The organism is Pseudonocardia sp. ICBG1293 (assembly GCF_020131355.1).
In the GTDB taxonomy this organism is placed as follows: domain Bacteria; phylum Actinomycetota; class Actinomycetes; order Mycobacteriales; family Pseudonocardiaceae; genus Pseudonocardia.
On record NZ_JAHLEL010000053.1, the window covers coordinates 58,013 to 77,381 of the forward strand.

The 19,369-nt window shown below is 74.6% G+C and carries 18 protein-coding genes and 2 pseudogenes; 10 read left to right on the forward strand and 10 right to left on the reverse strand.

Annotated features, from left to right (window positions below; genetic code table 11):
• Window positions 1-31 precede the first annotated feature (31 nt).
• Window positions 32-283 (forward strand): hypothetical protein, encoded by a 252-nt coding sequence (locus KPF47_RS29105; protein ID WP_224392016.1) that lies wholly within the window; start codon window positions 32-34, stop codon window positions 281-283.
• A gap of 3 nt (window positions 284-286) precedes the next feature.
• Here the strand turns inward: KPF47_RS29105 and KPF47_RS29110 are convergent, their stop codons facing one another.
• Window positions 287-3,064 (reverse strand): EAL domain-containing protein, encoded by a 2,778-nt coding sequence (locus tag KPF47_RS29110; protein WP_224392017.1) that lies wholly within the window; start codon window positions 3,062-3,064, stop codon window positions 287-289.
• A gap of 304 nt (window positions 3,065-3,368) precedes the next feature.
• Window positions 3,369-3,800: pseudogene (locus KPF47_RS29115) on the reverse strand (malic enzyme-like NAD(P)-binding protein); the annotation flags it as partial.
• Between the two features lie 215 nt (window positions 3,801-4,015).
• Between KPF47_RS29115 and KPF47_RS29120 the strand changes: the two are divergent.
• Window positions 4,016-5,248, forward strand: coding sequence for an IS110 family transposase (locus tag KPF47_RS29120; RefSeq protein ID WP_224386690.1), 1,233 nt, complete (start codon window positions 4,016-4,018; stop codon window positions 5,246-5,248).
• An 11-nt stretch (window positions 5,249-5,259) separates the two neighbouring features.
• Here KPF47_RS29120 and KPF47_RS29125 read toward each other — a convergent pair.
• Both KPF47_RS29125 and KPF47_RS29130 read right to left on the reverse strand, forming a co-directional pair.
• Window positions 5,260-6,021, reverse strand: a pseudogene (locus KPF47_RS29125) (NADP-dependent malic enzyme); the annotation flags it as partial.
• A 280-nt stretch (window positions 6,022-6,301) separates the two neighbouring features.
• Complete coding sequence (locus KPF47_RS29130) at window positions 6,302-7,312, reverse strand: serine protease (protein WP_224392018.1); 1,011 nt, start codon at window positions 7,310-7,312, stop codon at window positions 6,302-6,304.
• 161 nt (window positions 7,313-7,473) lie between these two features.
• Here KPF47_RS29130 and KPF47_RS29135 point away from each other — a divergent pair, with 161 nt between their 5' ends.
• Window positions 7,474-8,094 carry a histidine phosphatase family protein gene (locus KPF47_RS29135; protein WP_224392019.1) on the forward strand — a complete coding sequence of 207 codons (621 nt, stop codon included), beginning with the start codon at window positions 7,474-7,476 and terminating at the stop codon, window positions 8,092-8,094.
• Between the two features lie 35 nt (window positions 8,095-8,129).
• Window positions 8,130-8,582, forward strand: coding sequence for a GNAT family N-acetyltransferase (locus KPF47_RS29140; RefSeq protein WP_224392265.1), 453 nt, complete (start codon window positions 8,130-8,132; stop codon window positions 8,580-8,582).
• On the opposite strand, the gene KPF47_RS29145 is transcribed toward KPF47_RS29140, so the two are convergent.
• The gene (locus KPF47_RS29145; RefSeq protein WP_224392020.1) at window positions 8,579-9,007 is read right to left on the reverse strand and encodes a hypothetical protein; all 429 of its coding nucleotides are present in this window, start codon (window positions 9,005-9,007) and stop codon (window positions 8,579-8,581) included. The two genes, KPF47_RS29140 and KPF47_RS29145, sit on opposite strands and share 4 nt — an antisense overlap.
• 83 nt (window positions 9,008-9,090) lie before the next feature.
• Here KPF47_RS29145 and KPF47_RS29150 point away from each other — a divergent pair, with 83 nt between their 5' ends.
• Together KPF47_RS29150 and KPF47_RS29155 are read left to right on the forward strand one after the other, a co-directional pair.
• Window positions 9,091-10,041: a diacylglycerol kinase family protein gene (locus KPF47_RS29150; protein WP_224392021.1), complete on the forward strand. Its 951-nt coding sequence runs from the start codon at window positions 9,091-9,093 to the stop codon at window positions 10,039-10,041.
• A gap of 476 nt (window positions 10,042-10,517) precedes the next feature.
• On the forward strand, window positions 10,518-10,769 hold the full coding sequence (locus tag KPF47_RS29155) for a WhiB family transcriptional regulator (RefSeq protein WP_043277332.1): 252 nt from the start codon (window positions 10,518-10,520) through the stop codon (window positions 10,767-10,769).
• A gap of 438 nt (window positions 10,770-11,207) precedes the next feature.
• On the opposite strand, the gene KPF47_RS29160 is transcribed toward KPF47_RS29155, so the two are convergent.
• Complete coding sequence (locus tag KPF47_RS29160) at window positions 11,208-12,722, reverse strand: sensor histidine kinase (protein ID WP_224392022.1); 1,515 nt, start codon at window positions 12,720-12,722, stop codon at window positions 11,208-11,210.
• Between the two features lie 92 nt (window positions 12,723-12,814).
• On the opposite strand from KPF47_RS29160, the gene KPF47_RS41150 reads away from it, so the two are divergent.
• Window positions 12,815-12,889: a 50S ribosomal protein bL37 gene (locus KPF47_RS41150; RefSeq protein WP_369804880.1), complete on the forward strand. Its 75-nt coding sequence runs from the start codon at window positions 12,815-12,817 to the stop codon at window positions 12,887-12,889.
• A gap of 70 nt (window positions 12,890-12,959) precedes the next feature.
• Here the strand turns inward: KPF47_RS41150 and rsrA are convergent, their stop codons facing one another.
• Both rsrA and KPF47_RS29170 read right to left on the reverse strand, forming a co-directional pair.
• Complete coding sequence (rsrA, locus tag KPF47_RS29165; protein ID WP_224392266.1) at window positions 12,960-13,301, reverse strand: mycothiol system anti-sigma-R factor; 342 nt, start codon at window positions 13,299-13,301, stop codon at window positions 12,960-12,962.
• A gap of 41 nt (window positions 13,302-13,342) precedes the next feature.
• Window positions 13,343-13,987: a sigma-70 family RNA polymerase sigma factor gene (locus KPF47_RS29170; protein WP_224392267.1), complete on the reverse strand. Its 645-nt coding sequence runs from the start codon at window positions 13,985-13,987 to the stop codon at window positions 13,343-13,345.
• Window positions 13,988-14,302: 315 nt separating this feature from the next.
• Between KPF47_RS29170 and ybaK the strand changes: the two genes are divergently transcribed.
• From ybaK to KPF47_RS29185, 3 genes are all read left to right on the forward strand, one after another.
• Complete coding sequence (ybaK, locus tag KPF47_RS29175) at window positions 14,303-14,779, forward strand: Cys-tRNA(Pro) deacylase (protein ID WP_224392023.1); 477 nt, start codon at window positions 14,303-14,305, stop codon at window positions 14,777-14,779.
• A gap of 111 nt (window positions 14,780-14,890) precedes the next feature.
• Window positions 14,891-15,712 (forward strand): SAM-dependent methyltransferase, encoded by an 822-nt coding sequence (locus KPF47_RS29180; RefSeq protein ID WP_224392024.1) that lies wholly within the window; start codon window positions 14,891-14,893, stop codon window positions 15,710-15,712.
• 202 nt (window positions 15,713-15,914) lie between these two features.
• Window positions 15,915-17,939 (forward strand): bifunctional diguanylate cyclase/phosphodiesterase, encoded by a 2,025-nt coding sequence (locus KPF47_RS29185; protein ID WP_224392025.1) that lies wholly within the window; start codon window positions 15,915-15,917, stop codon window positions 17,937-17,939.
• Here the strand turns inward: KPF47_RS29185 and KPF47_RS29190 are convergent.
• Complete coding sequence (locus KPF47_RS29190) at window positions 17,936-18,526, reverse strand: alpha/beta family hydrolase (RefSeq protein WP_224392026.1); 591 nt, start codon at window positions 18,524-18,526, stop codon at window positions 17,936-17,938. The two genes, KPF47_RS29185 and KPF47_RS29190, sit on opposite strands and share 4 nt — an antisense overlap.
• The gene (locus tag KPF47_RS29195) at window positions 18,523-19,341 is read right to left on the reverse strand and encodes an SOS response-associated peptidase (RefSeq protein ID WP_224392027.1); all 819 of its coding nucleotides are present in this window, start codon (window positions 19,339-19,341) and stop codon (window positions 18,523-18,525) included. Before KPF47_RS29195 ends, KPF47_RS29190 begins: the two co-directional genes overlap by 4 nt.
• Window positions 19,342-19,369 lie beyond the last annotated feature (28 nt).

The window sequence follows — 19,369 nt, forward strand, 5'->3', positions numbered from 1 at the left end:
ATCCTGGGGCACCGACGAGGAGGGGGACGCCGTGCCCGACGCCCGGTCCGACGGTGCCCTGCGGCGCCGGCTCCGCCCCTGGTTCCGGCTGCTCCTCGTCGGCGTCGGTGCGCTGGTGCTGTCGTTCGCCGCCCGCCGGTACGGGGCCGGCACCGGCCGCGGGCCCGTCGTGGCGCTGTTGTCCGACGGTGGGCTGCTGCTGGTGGGGGTCGGCCTGCTGGGCCTGCTCGGAGCGGCCGTGTTCACCGCCGTGCTGTACGTCCTGGAACGGCGGGACCGGTGATCCTCACCAGACGCCAGGGGTCCCGCCCGGCGGGGTGGCGCTCGTCGCCGGGGTGGGCAGACCGCCGCCGCGCAGCACGCGGTGCAGGTCGTCGGGGCGCAGCGACCGGGCGAACAGCCAGCCCTGGAACGCGTTGACCCCGAGCCCGCGCAGCACGTGGAACTGCTCGGCGGTCTCGACGCCCTCGGCGACGGTCGCGCGGCCCATCGCGCGGGCGACCTCGACGACGGCCCGGGCCAGCGCGAAGTCGGCCGGGTCGGTGCCGACGCCGGTCACGAACGCGCGGTCGACCTTCACGGTCTGGGCCGGGAGCTCCTTGAGCCGGGCCAGCGACGAGTAGCCGGTGCCGAAGTCGTCCACGGCGAAGCGGACGCCGCGGCGCACCAGCTCGCTCATCGCGTCCAGCGCGGGGCGCGGCAGCGCCACCAGACTGGTCTCGACGAGCTCCAGGACCAGCTGGTCCCAGGGCAGTCCGGCGCCCTCGACGATGGCGGTGACGTCGGCCAGGAACGACGGGTCGGCCGGCAGCAGCCCGGCCAGGTTCACCGCGACCGCGACCGCCTGCCCGTTGCGGGGCCAGGTCGCGGCCTCGGTGGTGGCGGTGCGCAGCACCCACAGGTCCAGGTCGCGCTGCAGGCCGCCCCGCTGGGCGACCGGCAGGAACTCACCGGGCGACACCTCGCCGTGCACGGGGTGCGACCAGCGCAGCAGCGCCTCGGCCGACAGCACGGTGCCGTCCGGCGCGACGACGGGCTGGTACTCCAGGCGCAGCGCGTCGCCCTCGATCGCGGCCCGCAGCTCGGCCTCGAGCTCCAGCTGACGCCGCGCCGGGACGACGGCACCGCGGTCGGCGACGGCGACCGTGCCGCGTCCACGCTGCTTGGCCTCGCGCACCGCGACCTCGGCCGAGCGCAGCAGGTCGTCACCACGCGGGCCCCGGTCGCCGGGCTGCGGACCGGCCAGCGCGGCGTCCCGCCCGGCGACACCGACCGACGCGGTCAGTGTGATCGGCCTGCCGGCCACGGTGACGTCGCCGCGCAGCAGCTCGGCGACGACGACGGCGAGTGCCTGCGGACCGCCGACCTCGTCGACGTCGGCGCAGACGACCGCGAACTCGTCGGCCGAGAGCCGCCCGGCCGTGCAGTGGTGGGGCAGCTCGCGCTGCAGCCGCCCGGCCAGCTCGACGAGCAGGGTGTCGCCCGCGTCGTGGCCGAGCCCCGTGTTGACCCTGGCGAAGTCGTCGACGTCACCGCAGACCACGGCGACCCGGGCCGCGTCCGGTCCGGCCAGCAGCCGGTCGGCGGGCTCCAGCAGCCCGGCCCGGTTGGGCAGGCGCGTCAGCGGGTCGACGGTGTCGGCCTCGCGCAGCACGTCGGCGGCGCGGCGGCGCTCCCCCACGTCGGTGACGACGAGCAGCCAGAACGGCCGGCCGCCGTCGGAGGGGGCGGCGTTGACCACGACCTCGCAGTCGATCCGGGTGCCATCGGCCCGCAGCAGCGGGAGCGACTCGATCCGGTAGGTCGGCTCCGGGTGCGACGGGTCGCGCAGCCAGTCCGGCAGCCCTCCGCGCCGGTCGGACTGGGGCTCGGCGGACAGGCTGCGCGCCGGGACGCCGCGCAGCGTCTCCAGGTCGGCGTCGAGCAGCTGGCACAGCGCCGGGTTGGCGTCGACGATCCGGCCGCGGCCGTCGAGCATCGCGACACCGGTGGTGATGGTGGCGACGAGGTCGGCGAAGCGCTGCCCGGAACGCTGGGCGCGGGACTCGGCCCGGCGCCGGTCCGAGACGTCCTGCACGGTCCCGATCAGGCGCAGCGGGGCGCCGCCGGGGGTGCGGTCGATGCGGGTGCGGCAGGACAGCACCGCCCCGCCCTCGGGACGGATCTCGGAGCTGTGCGCGGTGGTGGGCTCCGGCGCGGCGTCCGGGCCGCGGCGCAGCATCCGGCACACCCGCTCGACCTGCTCGCCCTCGATGGGGCCCTCCGGGCCGTCGGGGCGCACGCCGAGCGCGCGGTAGAGCTCGACGAGCCCCTCGCTGCGGGTCAGCGTCCCGGCCTGCAGGTCGAAGGTCCAGGTGCCGGAGCGGGTGGCGCGCTCGAGGTCGAGCGCGGGAGCCTCGTCCGACGGCGCGGGCGCGGCGTCGGGGAACGGGGTGAGCAGCACGACGGTGCGGTCGCCGGGCTGGTTCCAGCGGACGACCTTGACCCGGGCCAGGCGGCGGTCGGCGCGGACCAGGCGGGCGTCGGAGTCCGGTCCGACGAGCAGCTGCGGGAGCTTCATGCCGGTCGGGTCGGCGGAACCGGCGAGGCGGCGGAGTGCGGCGTTGGTGTGCACCACTACTCCCCCGGCGTCGCAGACCAGGGCGGGCGAGGGCGGGAGCTGCACCGCGGAGTGGTCGGCGGGGTCGGCGTCGGCGGCGCCGGGCCGGGGCATCCCGGCGGCGGGGGCCGCGGGCCCCGGGCCGGGGACCGACGGTCGCGGCGCGGCGGGCAGGCGGGGGGCCCGGCCGAACGGCGGCTCGCCGAAGCCGGCACCGGCGACCCCCGCGTCCGGCGCGGCGAGGTCGAGCGCCTCCGCCGGGTCGAGGTGCGGCTCGTCCACGGTCCCCGGCCGGGCCCGGCCCGCCGGGGTGCCGCCGGGACCCGCGAAGGCCCGGGCGAGGTCACCGGCCAGGCCGGCGTCCCGGTCCCGGCGGGCACCCGGTGCCTGCTCCGCCCGTCCGCCGACCGGTTCCCCGGCCGACCCATCCGGACGGTGTCCCGCCCGCGATCCCTGCTCCGACACGCCCGCCTCCGTTCCGTTCGGCAGCTCCGTCGGGAACAACGAGCCACCGTCCCGGGCGATCCGGCCGGGTAGACCGATCGAGCCACCCGACACAGCGAGTGACGGGACCGTTCGGCCCAATACCGTTGCTACGCCTGTCACTCACTGGTGGTGACAGGTGGTCGCCGGAGGGTGAAGGGTGTGGCGCGCTCGGCGAGCGGCGGCGGTCGAGCCGACCGTGCGTGTTCGACCGCTCACAGCGCGCCGTACCGTTCGGCGCAGACCCCGATTGCACACGTTTCGTAACCGGGGTTATGGACGGCCGTCAGCCCGCGGTCACACCGGCGTCGCCGGCGGCCCGGGCCACCGCCGCCGCCACGGCGGGCGCCACCCTGGGGTCGAACGGACCGGGCACGATCTTCTGCGGGGACAGCTCGTCGGCGACGACGTCGGCGATCGCCCGTGCCGCCGCGACCTTCATGTCGTCGGTGATGCGGCGGGCGTGCGCGTCCAGGGCCCCGCGGAAGATCCCGGGGAAGGCCAGCACGTTGTTGATCTGGTTCGGGAAGTCGCTGCGCCCGGTCGCGACGATCGCGGCGTGCCGGGCCGCGATGTCGGGGTGCACCTCGGGATCGGGGTTCGACAGCGCGAAGACCATGCACTCCGGGGCCATCGTGGCCAGGAGCTCCTCGGGCAGCGTGGCGCTGGACAGCCCGACGAAGACGTCCGCACCCGCCAGGGCCTCGGCGATCCCCCCGTTACCTTCTTGATCAAGCCCGCTGAGGGCTTGCAGGCCGCCGGCCGCGGTATGACTGACTGCCCCTGTCGCCCGATGATCTGGGGGGTGTTGTCGCCGTGGCCGGAGGGCGCCAACGACCGCTGATAGAGACCTGACCCGTGTGGTCTGCTCGTAACGTGGCTGCCGGCGCGGGTGCTCGTGGTCGGCCTGCCGCGACGAGAAGGGAGCGGCGGTTGCCCGATCCTGACCAGCACCCGACCGGGTTCGCGGTGTTCTGCGGCCTGGACGTGGGCAAGTCCGAACACCACGCCTGCGCGGTCGACACCAACGGGAAGCGGGTGCACGACAAGGCCCTGCCCAACGACGAATCGGCGCTGCGCACCGTGCTGTCCGGGCTGGCCGAGCACGGCGCGGTGCTGATGGTCATCGACCAGCCCGCCTCGATCGGAGCGCTGGCCATCGCCGTCGCTCGTGATCTGGGGATCACGGTGGCCTACCTGCCCGGGCTGGCGATGCGCCGCATCGCCGACCTGCATCCCGGGCAGGCCAAGACCGACGCCCGCGACGCCCACGTGATCGCCGAGGCCGCCCGGACGATGCCGCACACCCTGCGCCGGGTCGGCACCGACGACGAGACCCTCGCCGAACTCACTGTGCTCGCCGGTTACGACGATGACCTGGCTGGGCAGAGCACCCGGCTGACGAACCGGCTGCGCGACGCCCTGCTGCATGTTCATCCCGCCCTGGAACGCCTGCTCGGGCCACGCCTGGACCGCGGTGGCGTGCTCGACCTGCTCGCGGCCGCGCCCACCCCGCAAGCCCTGCGAGAGCTCGGCGCTGACGGGATCGCCGAGACGATGCGGGCCCGGTCGCCTCGACTGGCCCGCACCCTTCCCGCCCAGATCCTGACCTCGCTCGACGCCCAGAGCCTGACCGTTCCCGGCACGGCCGCGTTCGCCCGTGTCATCACCGGCGTCGCCGGGCAGCTGCGCCAGGTCCACACCGAACGCGACCAGCTCGCCGACGAGCTCGAAGCCCGCCTGGAGGCCCACCCTCTTGGACCGGTCCTGACCTCGATGCCCGGACTCGGGGTCAGGACCGCCATCAAGATCCTCACCATCGTCGGCGACGGCTCCGGGTTCCCCACCGCCGGGCACCTCGCCGCTTACGCCGGCCTCGCCCCAGTCACCCGCCGCTCCGGCACCTCGATCAAAGGCGAAACCCGATCCCAGCGCGGCAACCACGCCCTGAAATCCGCGCTGTTCCTGTCCGCATTCGCCGCCCTGGCCGACCCCGCCAGCCGCGCCTACTACGACCGCAAACGAGCCGCCGGCAAACGACACAACGCCGCCCTGATCTGCCTCGCCCGACGCCGCACCGACGTCATCTACGCCATGCTCCGCGACCGCCGCCCCTACAACCCGCCCACGGTCAACAACCCCGATCCAGAACTCGCCGCCGCTTGACGAACCCATAGAGACACCCCCCCGGTGACCCCGCGCGGGTTGGTGACGGCGGCGAGTGCGGCCTTCTCCCCGCCGCGGCCGGCGTCGACGACCCCGCGCGAGTCCAGCAGCACGACGTCCGAGGCCCCCGCGGTCAGCAGGATCCGGGCGCAGGCGATGCCGGCCGCACCCGCACCGGAGATGACGATGCGCAGGTCCGCCAGCGACCGGTCCTGCACCCGGCAGGCGCCGTCCAGGGCCGCGAGCAGCACCACGGCGGTGCCGTGCTGGTCGTCGTGCATGACCGGGCAGTCCAGGGCCTCGACCAGACGGCGCTCCAGCTCGAAGCAGCGCGGCGCGGCGACGTCCTCGAGGTTGACCGCGCCGAAGGTCGGCCGCAGCCGGACCAGGGTCTCCACGATCTCCTCGACGTCGGTGGTGTCGAGGACCAGCGGGATCGAGTCGAGCCCGGCGAAGGACTTGAACAGCGCCGACTTGCCCTCCATCACCGGCAGCGACGCGCGCGGGCCGATGTCGCCGAGGCCGAGCACCGCGGTGCCGTCGCTGACGACGGCGACCAGCCGGTGCGCCCAGGTGTAGCGGGCGGCGAGCGAGGTGTCGTCGGCGATCGCGCGGCAGACGTCCGCGACGCCGGGGGTGTAGGCGATCGACAGGTCGCGCTCGTCGGCGAGCGGCGCGGTGAGCCCGGTCGCGAGCTTGCCGCCCTCGTGTGCGCCGAACACCTCGTGCCGGTCGGGGGCGGAACGCGCGGTCGGGTCCTGGGCGAGCGTCATGGGAAGACTCCACGGGTGGTGCGGTACGAGAGCGGCGCACGGACGCGCCTGCCGTTGCACCGGGCGTCGCGGGTTGACGTCGACCTGCTCGCGGTGCCGGACGGCCATCCCGCGCGCCGCGCCGGGATAGGGGCGCCGCGCCGGGACGAGCTGTCGGATCTGTCGCCGAGTCTAACCGGGTGGACGCCGGGAACCGGTCACCCGGCGCGTCCGGAGTGGCCACCCGCACATGACGGGCGTACGGATCACCGCACGCCCGTCCCAGGAGCCGTGTGCCGGGTCAGCGCAGCGGGGCCGGGGTGAGGTCGGGCAGCGGGAGCGGGAGCAGCGAGGGGCCGGTCGGCAGCTCGGTCAGCGGCAGCACCCCGGGACTGAACGGGACCCGCCCGGGGACGACCTCCAGCGCGCCGACCTCGCCGTAGCGCTCGGCGTAGGCCAGCGCGCGGGCGATGTCGGTGACCCCGTTGGTGTTGGTCGGCAGCATCAGGCTCGACAGCAGCCCGAAGGCGCGGCCGCGGGCGTCGAGGTAGCCCGAGCCCGAGTCACCCGGGACCCCCGGCGGGGTGGTGAGCACGACGTGCGTGCGCGGCCCCTCGGGCTGCCCCAGGCTCAGCCCCTGCTTGTACGGCGTGGCCACGAGCTGGTTGGGCTGGAAGCTGTAGACCTTCTCCCCCTGCTCGGTCCCGTCGGTGTCGAGCCCGGTCGGCCCGCCGAAGCCGGGGACCGTCGGGTCGGCGACCGCCGCCGCGGCCGGACTCAGCTCGATCAGCGAGAGGTCGTTGTAGAGGCACAGCTGCGGGTCGGTCTCGCCGCGGTCCTGCATGACCGCCCAGGAGTTGTAGGCGACCCGGCCGGTGTAGTTCCGCCCGTCGCGGCCGCGGATGCCGACCTCGATGCCCTCGGGCATCACCGGCTCGCGGCAGCCGTCCACCGAGGACATGGCGTCCTCGCCCGCCATGCAGTGCGCGGCCGCGCCCAGGTAGAGCGCACCGGAGGGGGCGCTCTGGTGCTCGGCCCCCCGCCCGCCGGGCTCGTCCCGCCTGCCGTCCTGCCCGGCGGCGGGGGTGTAGAGGAAGTTCGCGGTGCAGAGCTCGGCGCCACCGGTGACCGGGGTCGCGACCTGCACGCCCGGCCCGATCGCACCCGCCTGCGCCTGCGGGTCGGGCTGTGCCGCCACCGCGGTGCCCGCGGCGACGGGCGCGGTGAGCGCCGCGGTGAGCGCCAGGCCCGCCGCGGCGGCGATCCCGGCGATGCGTCGCCGTGCGGGGCGGCGGGAGAACTGCGACGACATGACGCTCCTCGGCTCGTGGTCCGCCACGGATCTCACCCGACCCGGCCACGCTGCGGGTACGGCGCGCCCGGCGGACTCCCCGGTCGGGGACGGATCCGACCCGACCGGGCGACGTGATCACCGCGAGCGTCCCGGAGCGTCCGCGACTAGCGTCGCCGCCCGTGAGCACCAACGCCGATCCGGACGGACGGATCCTCCTGCTGCGCCACGGCGAGACCGAGTGGTCGCGCACCGGGAAGCACACCGGCCGCACCGACGTCCCGCTGACCGACGAGGGCCGCGACGCCGCCCGCCGGGTGCGCGACGCGCTGGCCCTGGTCCGCCACGACGCCCCGCCCGCCCGGGTGCTGTGCTCCCCGCGCACGCGCGCGAGGGACACCGCCGAGCTGGCCGGGCTGCGGGTGGACGCGGTCGACGACCGGCTCGCCGAGTGGGACTACGGCGACAACGAGGGCTGGACCACGCCGCAGATCCGCGGGTCCCTACCCGGCTGGACGATCTGGGACGGCCCGTGGCCCGGCGGCGAGACCCCCGACGACGTCGCGGCGCGGGCCGACGCCGTGCTGGGCGACGCACGGGCCCTGCTCGACCACGGCGACGTCGTCCTGGTGGGGCACGGCCACTTCTCCCGGGTGCTGACGGCCCGCTGGATCGGGTTGCCCGCGAGTGGTGGGGTGCACTTCCGTGTGGACCCGGCCGGGGTCAGCGTGCTGGGGTTCGAACGCGGGGTGCCCCGCCTCGACCACGTCAACCAGCGACCCACCCCCGCGGAGGACCGGTGAGCGTCCGCACGGCCACCCCCGACGACGTCCCGGTGATGGTCCGGCTCGTGCACGAGCTGGCCGACTACGAGAAGGCCGCGCACGAGTGCGGTCTGACCGAGGACCAGCTACGGGCCGCGCTGTTCGGCCCGGACCCGTCGGCCGGGGCGTTCGTGGCCGTCGACGACGACGGCACGGTCGTCGGCACGGCCATCTGGTTCCGCACGTTCTCCACCTGGGAGGGCGTCGCCGGGATCCACCTGGAGGACCTCTACGTCCGGCCCGGGGCCCGCGGCGGCGGGCACGGTGCGGCGCTGCTGGCCGCGTTGGCCGCGGAGGTCACCCGGCGCGGCTGGGCCCGCCTGGAGTGGGACGTCCTGGACTGGAACACCCCGGCGATCGGTTTCTACGACGCGATCGGGGCCGCACCCCACGACGGCTGGACGACCTACCGGCTCACCGGCGACCGGCTGACCGCGCTGGCCGGGCGGGACACCGCGGGCCGCTAGTCGTCGGGGTACTCGTCGCCCATCGACCAGCGCCGGGCCTGTTCGCTGATCAGCATCAGGAACGTGAACAGCACGAACAGCCCGCAGACGATGCCCCACAGCAGCTGACGGCTGGGGCCCAGGGCGTAGTAGATGGCCGGGAACAGCAGCAGCTGCACGACGATCGCCGGGGTGCGGCAGCCGTGCACCCCGCGGACCAGGCCGTACCCCACGCCCGCCACGGCGGCCGCCAGGACCACGAAGATGCCCGCCTCGGCCAGCCCGTAGTAGAGCCGGGCTCCCCCGGCCTCCAGGGCGCGCACGCCCAGCACGACCGCGAGGACCGCACCGACGGCTCCCTCGGCAGCGACGAGCACACCGGCCACCCGCACGTTCTCCGGCGGTCGTTCCCGCGTCGCGGGGCGGTCGTCGCGGTCATCGGCCACCCGCCGAGGATAGGACGCCCGCCACGGGGGGCGCCGCCGGGCGGCCGACGGACCGGCCGGTGCGCGGTCGATACAGTCGGCCCGTGCGCGCGATGCTCGTGGTCAACCCTCAGGCCACGTCCACCACCGCCGCCGGCCGGGACGTGCTCACCAAGGCCCTGGCCAGCGAGCTGAAGCTCGACGTCCTGCAGACCCGCTACCGGGGCCACGCGGCGGAGGCGACCGCGGCGGCCGTGGCGGACGGCGTCGAGCTCGTCGTCGCGCTCGGGGGCGACGGCACGGTGAACGAGGTCGTGAACGGGCTGCTGGCCGCACAGACCGGCTCGGGCAGCGGCGCCCCGCGGCCGGACCCGGACGCCACGGCGATGCTGGCGGTGGTCCCCGGCGGCTCGGCGAACGTGTTCGCCCGTGCCCTGGACATGCCGCGCGACCCGGTCGAGGCGACCGGGCACGTGCTCACCGCGCTGGCGCAGCGGCGACGGCGGCTGGTCGGCCTCGGCTGGGCCGACGACCGCTGGTTCACCTTCAACGCCGGGATGGGCTGGGACGCCGAGGTGGTGGCCGCCGTAGAGCGCGCCCGCGCGCAGGGGCACGAGGCCAGCCCCGGTCGCTACGCGCTGACCGCGATCGCCCAGTACCTCGCACAGCTGCGCCGGCCGCCGTCGATGACGGTGGAGCTGCCGGACGCGGCCCCGCTGCCCGGGGTGCGGCTGGCGTTCGTCTCCAACACCGACCCGTGGACCTTCCTGTCCGGCCGCGCGGTACGGACCAACCCCCGCTCCTCGTTCGGCAGCGGGCTGGGCCTGTTCGCGCTCACCGGGCTGGGACCGCGGACGATCGCCTCGACGCTGCGCCAGATCCTGTCCGCGGACGGCGACCCGCACGGGCGGCACATCGTGCGCCACGACGCCGTCGGCCGGGTGCGGATCAGCTCGGACCAGCCCCTCGCCCTGCAGCTCGACGGCGACCACCTCGGAATGCGCACCGATGTGGAATTCCTCAGCGTGCCCGGAGCGTTACGCGTCGTCGTGTGAGACGGACGGTTCGTCGCGCCCCGTGCGGGCGCTCACACACGCCGGAGTGAGCAACCCCGCCATTCACCGATGTGAGCGGACCGTCGGTCCCGTTGGGGCTTACACCAGGCCAAACCGGTGATCCAAGGTGGTCCCTACGCAAGCGAGGCCACGAGCAACGCCGCTCGTGGAGGTTCCGTCCCACCGGGCCGACCCCCTCCTGTGAGGGGTGTCCGGGTCGACACCGTTTTCGGGTGGCCGATTCCGAGTGGGACAGGGACACTGGATCGTGGAACCGGCCCAGGGCGGCTCGAAGTCCCGGGCACTGGTCTGTCTGCGTGCGTTCCCTATGAGGGTGCTCACGCATCTGCGAGCAGTTTCCCATTGAGGACCGCGGCAGCTCGTGAAAGTATTCACAAGCTGCGAAACATGCACGTAACACCAAGCGCACAGACGATCGGCGCGACCCCGATCGCGCACCAGAGGAGAAAGTGATCATGGACTGGCGTCACGACGCGATCTGCCGCGACGAGGACCCGGAGCTGTTCTTCCCGGTCGGCACCAGCGGCCCTGCCCTGATGCAGATCGCGGAGGCCAAGAGCGTGTGCCGGCGTTGCCCGGTCACCGAGTCGTGCCTGCAGTGGGCACTCGAGTCCGGCCAGGACGCGGGTGTCTGGGGCGGCATGAGCGAGGACGAGCGGCGCGCCCTGAAGCGGCGCAGCACTCGTCCGCGCGCTCGCACCGCGTAGACAGCCCGGGCACGAGCCCGGACCGCTGCGACAGCGGGAACCGTCGCAGTAGATCTGTGCAGTACTCGAAGCGGTACTCGAGAGAACTGAAGAAGTAGCTCCCCGACCTCGGGCCCGTAGCCGGACGCCACCGGCCACGGGCCCGAGGTGCGTTCGGGGTGATCTGCCACCCCGGCGTGAGGGTCGACCACGGTGCCGGCGCGACCACGGCACCGGGATCAACGGTCACGCGACGAGCGTATCCGGTGCCCTCCGGCCCCCCGTCCACGCCCCGGGTCACCGGGAGTGACCGGGACCGGTCACCCGCCGCACCGCAGCAACCGCCCGGGGACGACGGGGGCCCGAGCCGTTGCCTCGCGGGCCCCCTCGCCCGTTGCTCCCGGAGCCGCTCCCGCGGCCGGTGGGGCGACGCGAGCTGCCCCACGGGCCCGGGTGGGGTCAGGATCCGCCGAGCGGTACCCGGACCACGGCGACCGTGCCACCGCCGTCCCGGGCCCGCACGTCGATGGTGGCCTCCAGCTCCGAGGTCAGCAGGGTCCGCACGATCTGCAGCCCCAGCCCCTTGGACTTCTCGAAGTCGAAGTCGGCGGGCATGCCGTGGCCGTCGTCGGCCACCGACACCTCCAGCCGGCTCGCCGAGCGCACCGGGCTGACGACCACCTCCCCCGCCGTGCCGGGGTCGTAGGCGTGCGCCAGCGCGTTGTGGGTCAGCTCGGCCAGGACCAGCACCAGCGGGGTGGCCTTCGCCGCGGGCAACGCCCCGAACCCGGGGTCGACGCGCACCCGGGAGCGGGACTCGGTCGTCGCCCCGTCGCGGATCGCGGGCAGCACCTTGGGCAGCAGCTCGTCGAGCTCCACGACCTCGGCGACGGAGTAGGCCAGCGCCTCGTGGACCAGTGCGATCGAGGTGACCCGGCGGACCGACTCCTCCAGTGCCCGGCCGGCCTCCGGGTTCTCACTGCGCCGGGCCTGCATCCGCAGCAGGGCCGCGACCGTCTGCAGGTTGTTCTTCACCCGGTGGTGGATCTCCCGGATGGTGGCGTCCTTGCTCATCAGCGCCGCGTCCCGGCGACGCAGGTCGGTCACGTCGCGGACCAGCACGAGGGCCCCCGCCGCGTCGCCGCGGGGGCGCAGCGGCAGCGCGCGCACGAGCATCGTCGCCCGGCGGCCCTTGATCTCCATCCGGGTGGACGGGGCGCCGTCGAGGGCCTCGTTGATCCGGCCGGCGACGTCCTTCGCGTCGAACGGGTCCAGCACGAGGGCCTTGGTGACCGTCGCGAGGTCGGCGCCTGCGACGTCGCTGGCGTGCCCCATGCGGTGGTAGGCCGAGAGCGCGTTCGGGCTCGCGTAGGCGACGTTGCCGTGCACGTCCAGACGCACCAGACCGTCCCCGGCCCGCGGGCTGCCCTCGGCCGACCCGGGCGGACCGGACTGCGGCGGGAACGTCCCGTCGACGATCATCTGGCACAGGTCCGACGCACTGCCCAGGTAGGCGATCTCCAGCGGCGACGGCACCCGGGGCGTCGACAGGTTCGTGTCCCGCGACAGCACCGCCACGGTGCGCCCCTTGAACCGGACCGGGATGGTCTCCCGGCGGACCGGCACCTCCAGGTGCCAGCGCGGGTCGTCGTCGCGGCAGATCCGGCCCTCCAGCACCGCCCGGCGCAGCTGCCCGACCTCCACCGGCACGGCCCGGCGGCCGACGACGTCGTCCGGGTGGGCGGTCGGTGCGGTGGTCGGCCGGGCCTGGGCGACGCACAGGAACTGCGCGGTCGCCGCCCGGGAGGCTCCGCCCGTCCCCGTGTGGAGGTCGTCCAGCGGCACCCACAGCAGGAAGTCGGCGAAGGACATGTCGGCCAACAACTGCCACTCACCGACCACGCGCTGGAGGTGATCGGCGGTCTCGCCGTCCATCGTCGTGTGCTCGGCGAGCAGCTCGCTCAGCGTGGTCACGATCGCCCATCCCACCACATGCGAGAATCGTGCGTACGAAGCTCCCGCGGCAACGCCGCGGAACCGTGACCCGGACGGGAAGGAGGGTCGAGATGTCCAAGCGTGCACGCAAGCGCCGTGACCGCGCCAAGAAGGGCGCCAACCACGGCAAGAAGCCGAACTGCTGAGCTCGGCGACACCGACGCGAGAGGGCGGGCACCCCGGTGGGGTACCCGCCCTCTCGCGTACGCCGGTCGCTCAGCTGCCGGAGCGGTACTCCGTGCGCTGGTGGGACACCGAGACGCTGGTGCCCTCGGGACCGCTCTCGACGGTCACCTGGGCCTGTTCCAGCACCGCGGAACGGATCTGCGACCGCAGCCGGTCCTTGAGAGCGGCCGGGGCCGCCTCACCGCCGCACTTGCGGGCCAGCAGTGCCTTGAGCTTCTCGTCGATGCCGTACTCGGCCAGGCACGGGCCGCACTCGTCGAGGTGCTGCTGGAGCAGGCGGCGCCGCTCCTGGTCGCACTCGTGGTCGAGGAACAGCCACACCTCCGCCAGCACCTCGCTGCATCCGGTGTTCGCGGGCGGGTCCTGGATCATGGGGTTGCGCTCGAGCGGTGCGCCCGAGCCCTCGGCGGCGCTCACGATGCCGTCACCTCCCGGTCCCCTGTCCCGTTGGCGGCGCCATCGCGGACGAAGCCGCGCTCGCGGGCGACGTCGGTCAGCATGTCGCGCAGCTGACGCCTGCCCCGGTGCAGCCGCGACATCACGGTGCCGATCGGGGTGCCCATGATCTCGGCGATCTCCTTGTAGGCGAACCCCTCGACGTCGGCGAGGTAGACCGCCATGCGGAAGTCCTCGGGCAGACCCTGCAGGGCCTCCTTGACGTCGCTGTCGGGCAGCGCGTCGAGGGCCTCCACCTCGGCCGAGCGCAGGCCGGTCGAGCTGTGCTCACCGGCCTGGGCCAGCTGGTAGTCGGTGATCTCGTCGGTCGGCGACTGCAGGGGCTGACGCTGCCGCTTGCGGTACCCGTTGATGTAGGTGTTGGTCAGGATCCGGTACAGCCACGCCTTGAGGTTGGTGCCGCGGCGGAACGACCCGAACGCCGAGTACGCCTTCAGGAAGGTCTCCTGCACCAGGTCCTCGGCGTCGGCCGGGTTCCGGGTCATGCGCAGCGCCGCGCCGTAGAGCTGGTCGAGCAGCGGCATCGCGTCGCGCTCGAAGCGGGCCGTGCGGTCGGAGACGCTCTCGTCGTCGGGCGCGCGGTTGCCGTCGGCGTCGGCCACACCGACCCGGGCGGCGAGCTCCGCGGGATCGGTCCCTGCCGCATCCGTCCCCGGCTGGTCCGGCTGATCCGGCTGTACTGACAAAGGTTCCCTCTCCAGTGACACGAGTCGCGCACCGGTGCGGGTCACCGGCACGGCGGACGCGTCGGAGGGTACGCGCCCCGGCCGCTCCCGGCCGTCCGGCGGCGCGGCCCCGGGCCTCTCCATCACTGATGTCGTCACGTACGGAACAACGGTGCGCCACCGGAGGGCATTCCCGTAGGTTCCCGTCGGCACCCGGGGCACGGCCCCGGGGACGGGTACGGGAGGACGACCATGGCGGGCAGGGGCACCCCGGCGACGGCGCTGCTGGCGAAGCGCGGCGTGGCGCACGAGCTGCACACCTACACCCACCACGACGGGGCGGGCTACGGCGAGGAGGCCGCCGCCGTCATGGGGCAGGACCCGCGACGGGTGTTCAAGACCCTCGTCGCGCTCGTCGACGGGACCATGACCGTCGGCGTCGTACCGGTGTCGGCCCAGCTGGACCTCAAGGCGCTGGCCGCCGCCGCGGGCGGGAAGAAGGCCGTCATGGCCGACGTCGCCGACGCCGAGCGGACCACCGGCTACGTGGCGGGCGGCATCTCCCCGCTGGGCCAGCGCAAGCGGCTGCCGACCGTGCTGGACGCCTCGGCGCAGGACCACCCGACGGTGTTCTGCTCCGGCGGACGACGGGGTCTGGAGATCGAGCTCGCCCCGGCGGACCTGGTGGCGCTCACCGGCGCCGTCGTCGCACCCATTGCGACCGGCTGACGGTCGGGATCCCACGGACGGGGCCGGCTCGGGCCCCGCCCCAGTAGGGTCGATCACCGACGGCAGCCGAGCACCGTCGGCACGGACCGGGACGAGCGGCGGGGAGCAGACGTGGACCGACCGGCATGGGCGCCCGACGAGGTGGACATGACCAGCCCGAGCGTCGCCCGGGTCTACGACTACTACCTGGGCGGGTCGCACAACTTCGAGGCCGACCGGGCCTTCGCCGACCGGGTCCTGGAGGCCCTGCCCGAGATGGCGGCGGTCGCGCAGGCCAACCGGGCGTTCCTGCGCCGGGTCGTGCACCGGCTCTGCGAACACGGGATCCGCCAGTTCCTCGACCTCGGGTCGGGCATCCCGACGGTGGGCAACGTGCACGAGGTCGCGGCGACGGCCTGCGACGACGCGCGGGTGCTCTACGTCGACAACGACCCGATCGCCGTCGCGCACAGCCGCGCGCTGCTCGACGGCGACCCGTCGACGGCCGTCCTCGCCGCCGACCTGACCGACGCGCGACGTGTCCTCGACGACCCGCTGACCCGCAGCCACCTCGACCTGTCCCGGCCGGTGGCCGTGCTGCTGGTGTCCGTGCTGCACTTCGTGCCGGACGAGGCGGACCCGGCCGGGATCATCGCCGCCTACGCGGGCGCGACCGGTCCCGGGAGCCACGTCGTCGTCAGCCACGCGAGTGACGAGGGCGGCCTCTCCGGTGCGAGCCGGGCCCAGAACCTCTACAACAGGGACAGGTCCCCGAACCGGATGCGGATGCGCGACACCGAGGAGGTCGCGGCACTGTTGAGCGACCTGGAGCTCGTCGAGCCCGGTGTCGTGCGGATCCCGCTCTGGCGCCCGGAGTCCCCGGTGGGACCCGAGGCGCAGCGCTACCCCGGGCTCGCCGCCGTCGCCCGTCACGCCGGATGGCCCGGCATCTGACAGTGGGAGGGAGGGCCGTCGTGGCGAAACCCGTCCCCTTCCCGCCCGGTGGGCGGGAGCCGGGACCGGCGGTGCTGGCCGACGCCTGGGTACGCGCCATCGAGGCCCGCGGCTTCGTCTCCGCCGCCCGCGCCGACCTCCACGCGGTGCTCTCCGGAGCGGCCTGGTGGTTCACCGCCGTCGTCGACGGGCGGAGGAGGCGATGGCCGAGGAGGTCGGCGCCGAGCTGGTCGCCGCCCACCTCACCGACCCGGCCGCCCTGCGCTGCTCGATCGACGTGCTGTCCGCGCACTTCGCCGGGACCGTCGGCGACCCGGCCGGGCTGCGTCGCTGGACCACCGCGGTCGGGGCACTGTCGACCGGCTACGCGCGGACGCTGCGCGACCGCACCCGGCTGGAGCAGGAACGGATCAGCTCCGCCGCGTTCGACGCACGCGCCGCCGCCGAGGACGCCCGCTGGCGGTCCGAGGCCCGCTACCGGGTGGTCTTCGAGAGCGCGGTGCTCGGCATCAGCGTCGCCGACATCGAGGGCCGCATCCTGGAGGCCAACCGCACGCTGACCACGATCCTCGGCTACGGGCCGGGCGATCTCGTCGGCCGCTCGGTGTTCGAGTTCATCCATCCCGAGGACACCCCGGAGATGTGGCCGCAGATCGAGGCCATGCTCGCCGGGCGGGTCGGGCACGTCCGCATGGAGAAGTCCTACTTCCGGGCCGACGGCGACCAGGTGTGGACCGAGCTGACCGTGTCGCTGGTCCGTTCCCCCGACGGGGAGCCCCGCTACCTCGTCGCGATGGTCTCCGACGTCACCGAGCGGCGCCGCCTGCAGTCGCGCCTGCGCCACCAGGCCGAGCACGACCCGCTCACCGGGCTGCCGAACCGGGCGCTGTTCTTCGCCCGGCTCGAGTCCGCGCTCGCCGGCCCGTACGGGTCACCGGCCCCGGTGGGGGTCTGCTACCTCGACCTGGACGGCTTCAAGGCCGTCAACGACACCCTCGGCCACGACGCGGGGGACCAGCTCCTGCGGACCGTCGCGCACCGCCTCGACGCCGAGCTCCGCCCGGCCGGGCACACCGTCGCCCGGATGGGCGGCGACGAGTTCGTGGTGCTCGTGGAGCGGTGCACCGGCGTCGACCAGCTGACCGCGGTCGCCGACCGGGCACTGGCGGTGGTGCGGCGGCCGGTCCGGGTGCGCGGCCGCGACGTCGTGGTGTCGGCCAGCATCGGGATCGTCGCCCTCCCGTTCCGCGACCCGGCGGGCGCCGCCACCGGCGCGGACGTGGCCGAACCCGCGGGCGCGGCCACGCTCATGCAGGCCGCGGACACCACGATGTACTGGGCCAAGCGCGACGGCCGGGACCGCATCGCGGTGTTCGACCCGGCCCGGCACGCGAACGACGTGCACCTGTTCGAACTGGCCGGCCGGATGCCGGGCGCGCTGGACCGCGGTGAGTTCCACCTGGAGTTCCAGCCGCTGGTGGCGCTCGACGACGGCGCCGTCGTCGGGGTGGAGGCGCTGGCACGCTGGCGCACCGCGGACGGCGAGCGGCTCGGCCCCGACGTGTTCATCCCGCTGGCCGAGCAGACCGGTCTGATCGTGCCGCTCGGCCTGCACCTGCTGGAACAGGCCTGCACCGCCGCCCGCTCCTGGGTGGACACGGGTGCCGACCCGGGGCTGGTGCTCAGCGTGAACGTGGCGGGCCAGCAGCTGCGCAGGCCCGACGCCGTCACCCGGATCGTCGACGTGCTGGAGCGGACCGGGTGGCCGGCGTCGTCGCTGCAGCTGGAGCTCACCGAGAGCGACCTCATGTCGGCCACCGGGCGCCCGGTCGAGGCGCTGGAGGAGCTGTCGAGGCTCGGGGTGCGCATCGCCATCGACGACTTCGGCACCGGCTACTCGAACCTGGTCTACCTGCACCGGCTGCCGGTGGACGTGCTCAAGCTGGCCGGGTCGTTCGTCACCGGGCGGGGCGGCCCCTGTCCCGGTGAGGAGGACCCCGACGACCAGGGCCCGGTGGACGTCGACAGCCCGGTCATCCTCTCGGCGATGATCGAGCTCGCCCACACGCTGGGGCTGACCGTCGTCGCGGAGTCGGTGGAGACCGGCTGGCAGGCGCGCCGGCTGTACGACCTGGGCTGCGACATCGGCCAGGGCTGGCACCTCGGGTCACCGCGGCCCGCGGCCGAGCTGGCCGAGCTGCTGCGGGCCGGGCCGGGTGCCCGTTAGACGGTGCCGAGCCACTGCCCTACGGTCGCGCCGAGCACGTCGTGCTGCTTCTTCAGCCCGTGGTCGCCGTCGAGCAGCACCACCCGCCGGCCGGGCCCCTCGGCCGGCACGCCGAACCGGTCGCTGCGACCCTGCACCACGAGCACCGGCACCCCGGCCCCGTCGAGCTCGGGGGCCCGGGTCCGCTCCGGGCGGCCCGGGGGGTGCAGCGGGAAGGCCAGGCACAGCACCGCGGTCGCCCCGGCCGTCGTCGCCGTGCGGCACGCGACGCGGGCTCCGGAGCTGCGGCCGCCGACGACCAGCGGGCCGTCGTGGCCGGGCCGCACCGCCGCGACGACGGCGAGCCACGCCTCGTCGAGGTGCCCGGCCGGGGCGGGCGCCCGCCGGCCCGCGACCCGGTAGGGCTGCTCGACCAGCCCGACGTCGAACCCGGCGGCGGTGCCCGCAGCGGTGGCGGTGACCAGGTCGGGGGCGTCGATGCCGCCACCCGCGCCGTGCCCGAGCAGCAGCCCGCGCGGGGTGCCCGCCCGGTGCAGGGTCACCCGGGCCGGGCCGCGCGGGGTGTCGACCTCGCGGGCCGAGGTCACGACAGCAGGTCGAGCTGGATCGGCTCGGTGACCTGGTCGTCGGGGAGCCGGTCGAGCAGCTCGGGCGCGTTGTTGCGGACGTTGTTGACCTGTGACGACACCGGCCGGATGTCCAGGGTCGAGACGAGCTCCGGCGACGGCGGGACCAGCAGCCGGGCGACCCCCTCGTCGCCGGTGCCGCGGTCCGGGTCGAGCCAGTCCGACCAGTCGTCGGGGCGCAGCACCAACGGCATCCGGTCGTGCACCTGGGCCAGCGGGCCGACCGCCTCGGTGGTGAGCACGCAGGCGGTGACGAGCCCGTCGGGGTACTTCTCGGTCAGCTCGTCGCCCTTCGGGCGCCAGAACTCCCAGATGCCCGCCATCGCCATCGTGGCGCCGTCGGCGTAGTGGGTGAAGTAGGGCTGCTTGGTCGGCTTGCCCGTCCCGCCCCGGGACGTCGGGACGGCGTCGTGGCGCTGCCACTCGTACCAGCCGTCCATCGGGAACAGGCAGCGCCGCGACGCGGCCGCGCGCCGGAACGCGGGCTTCTCGGTGATCGTCTCGGACCGGGCGTTCACCATCCGCGCGCCCGCCGAGGGGTCCTTCGCCCAGAACGGCACGAGCCCCCACCGCACGGTGCGCAGCGACCGCTCGGTGGTGTCCCGGTCGGGCTCGCCGCTCCCGTCACGGGGGTGGCGTTCGACCACCACGGTGATGTCCTTGGTCGGCGCCACGTTGTAGTCCGGACGCTGCGAGGACTCCTGCGTCGCGTCGACCGCGTGGAACTCGTCGGCCAGGTCCGCGGGGGCCTTGGTGGAGGCGTAACGGCCGCACATGCATCCCATCCTCCCACGTGGGGAAGGA

Coding starts and splice junctions, on each gene's coding strand:
- KPF47_RS29130 (WP_224392018.1), bottom strand. CDS start 7,312: ATGTCGTCGCAGTTCTCCCGCCGCCCCGCACGGCGACGCATCGCCGGG.
- KPF47_RS29140 (WP_224392265.1), top strand. CDS start 8,130: ATGGTCCGGCTCGTGCACGAGCTGGCCGACTACGAGAAGGCCGCGCAC.
- KPF47_RS29155 (WP_043277332.1), top strand. CDS start 10,518: ATGGACTGGCGTCACGACGCGATCTGCCGCGACGAGGACCCGGAGCTG.
- rsrA (WP_224392266.1), bottom strand. CDS start 13,301: ATGATCCAGGACCCGCCCGCGAACACCGGATGCAGCGAGGTGCTGGCG.
- ybaK (WP_224392023.1), top strand. CDS start 14,303: ATGGCGGGCAGGGGCACCCCGGCGACGGCGCTGCTGGCGAAGCGCGGC.
- KPF47_RS29185 (WP_224392025.1), top strand. CDS start 15,915: ATGGCCGAGGAGGTCGGCGCCGAGCTGGTCGCCGCCCACCTCACCGAC.
- KPF47_RS29195 (WP_224392027.1), bottom strand. CDS start 19,341: ATGTGCGGCCGTTACGCCTCCACCAAGGCCCCCGCGGACCTGGCCGAC.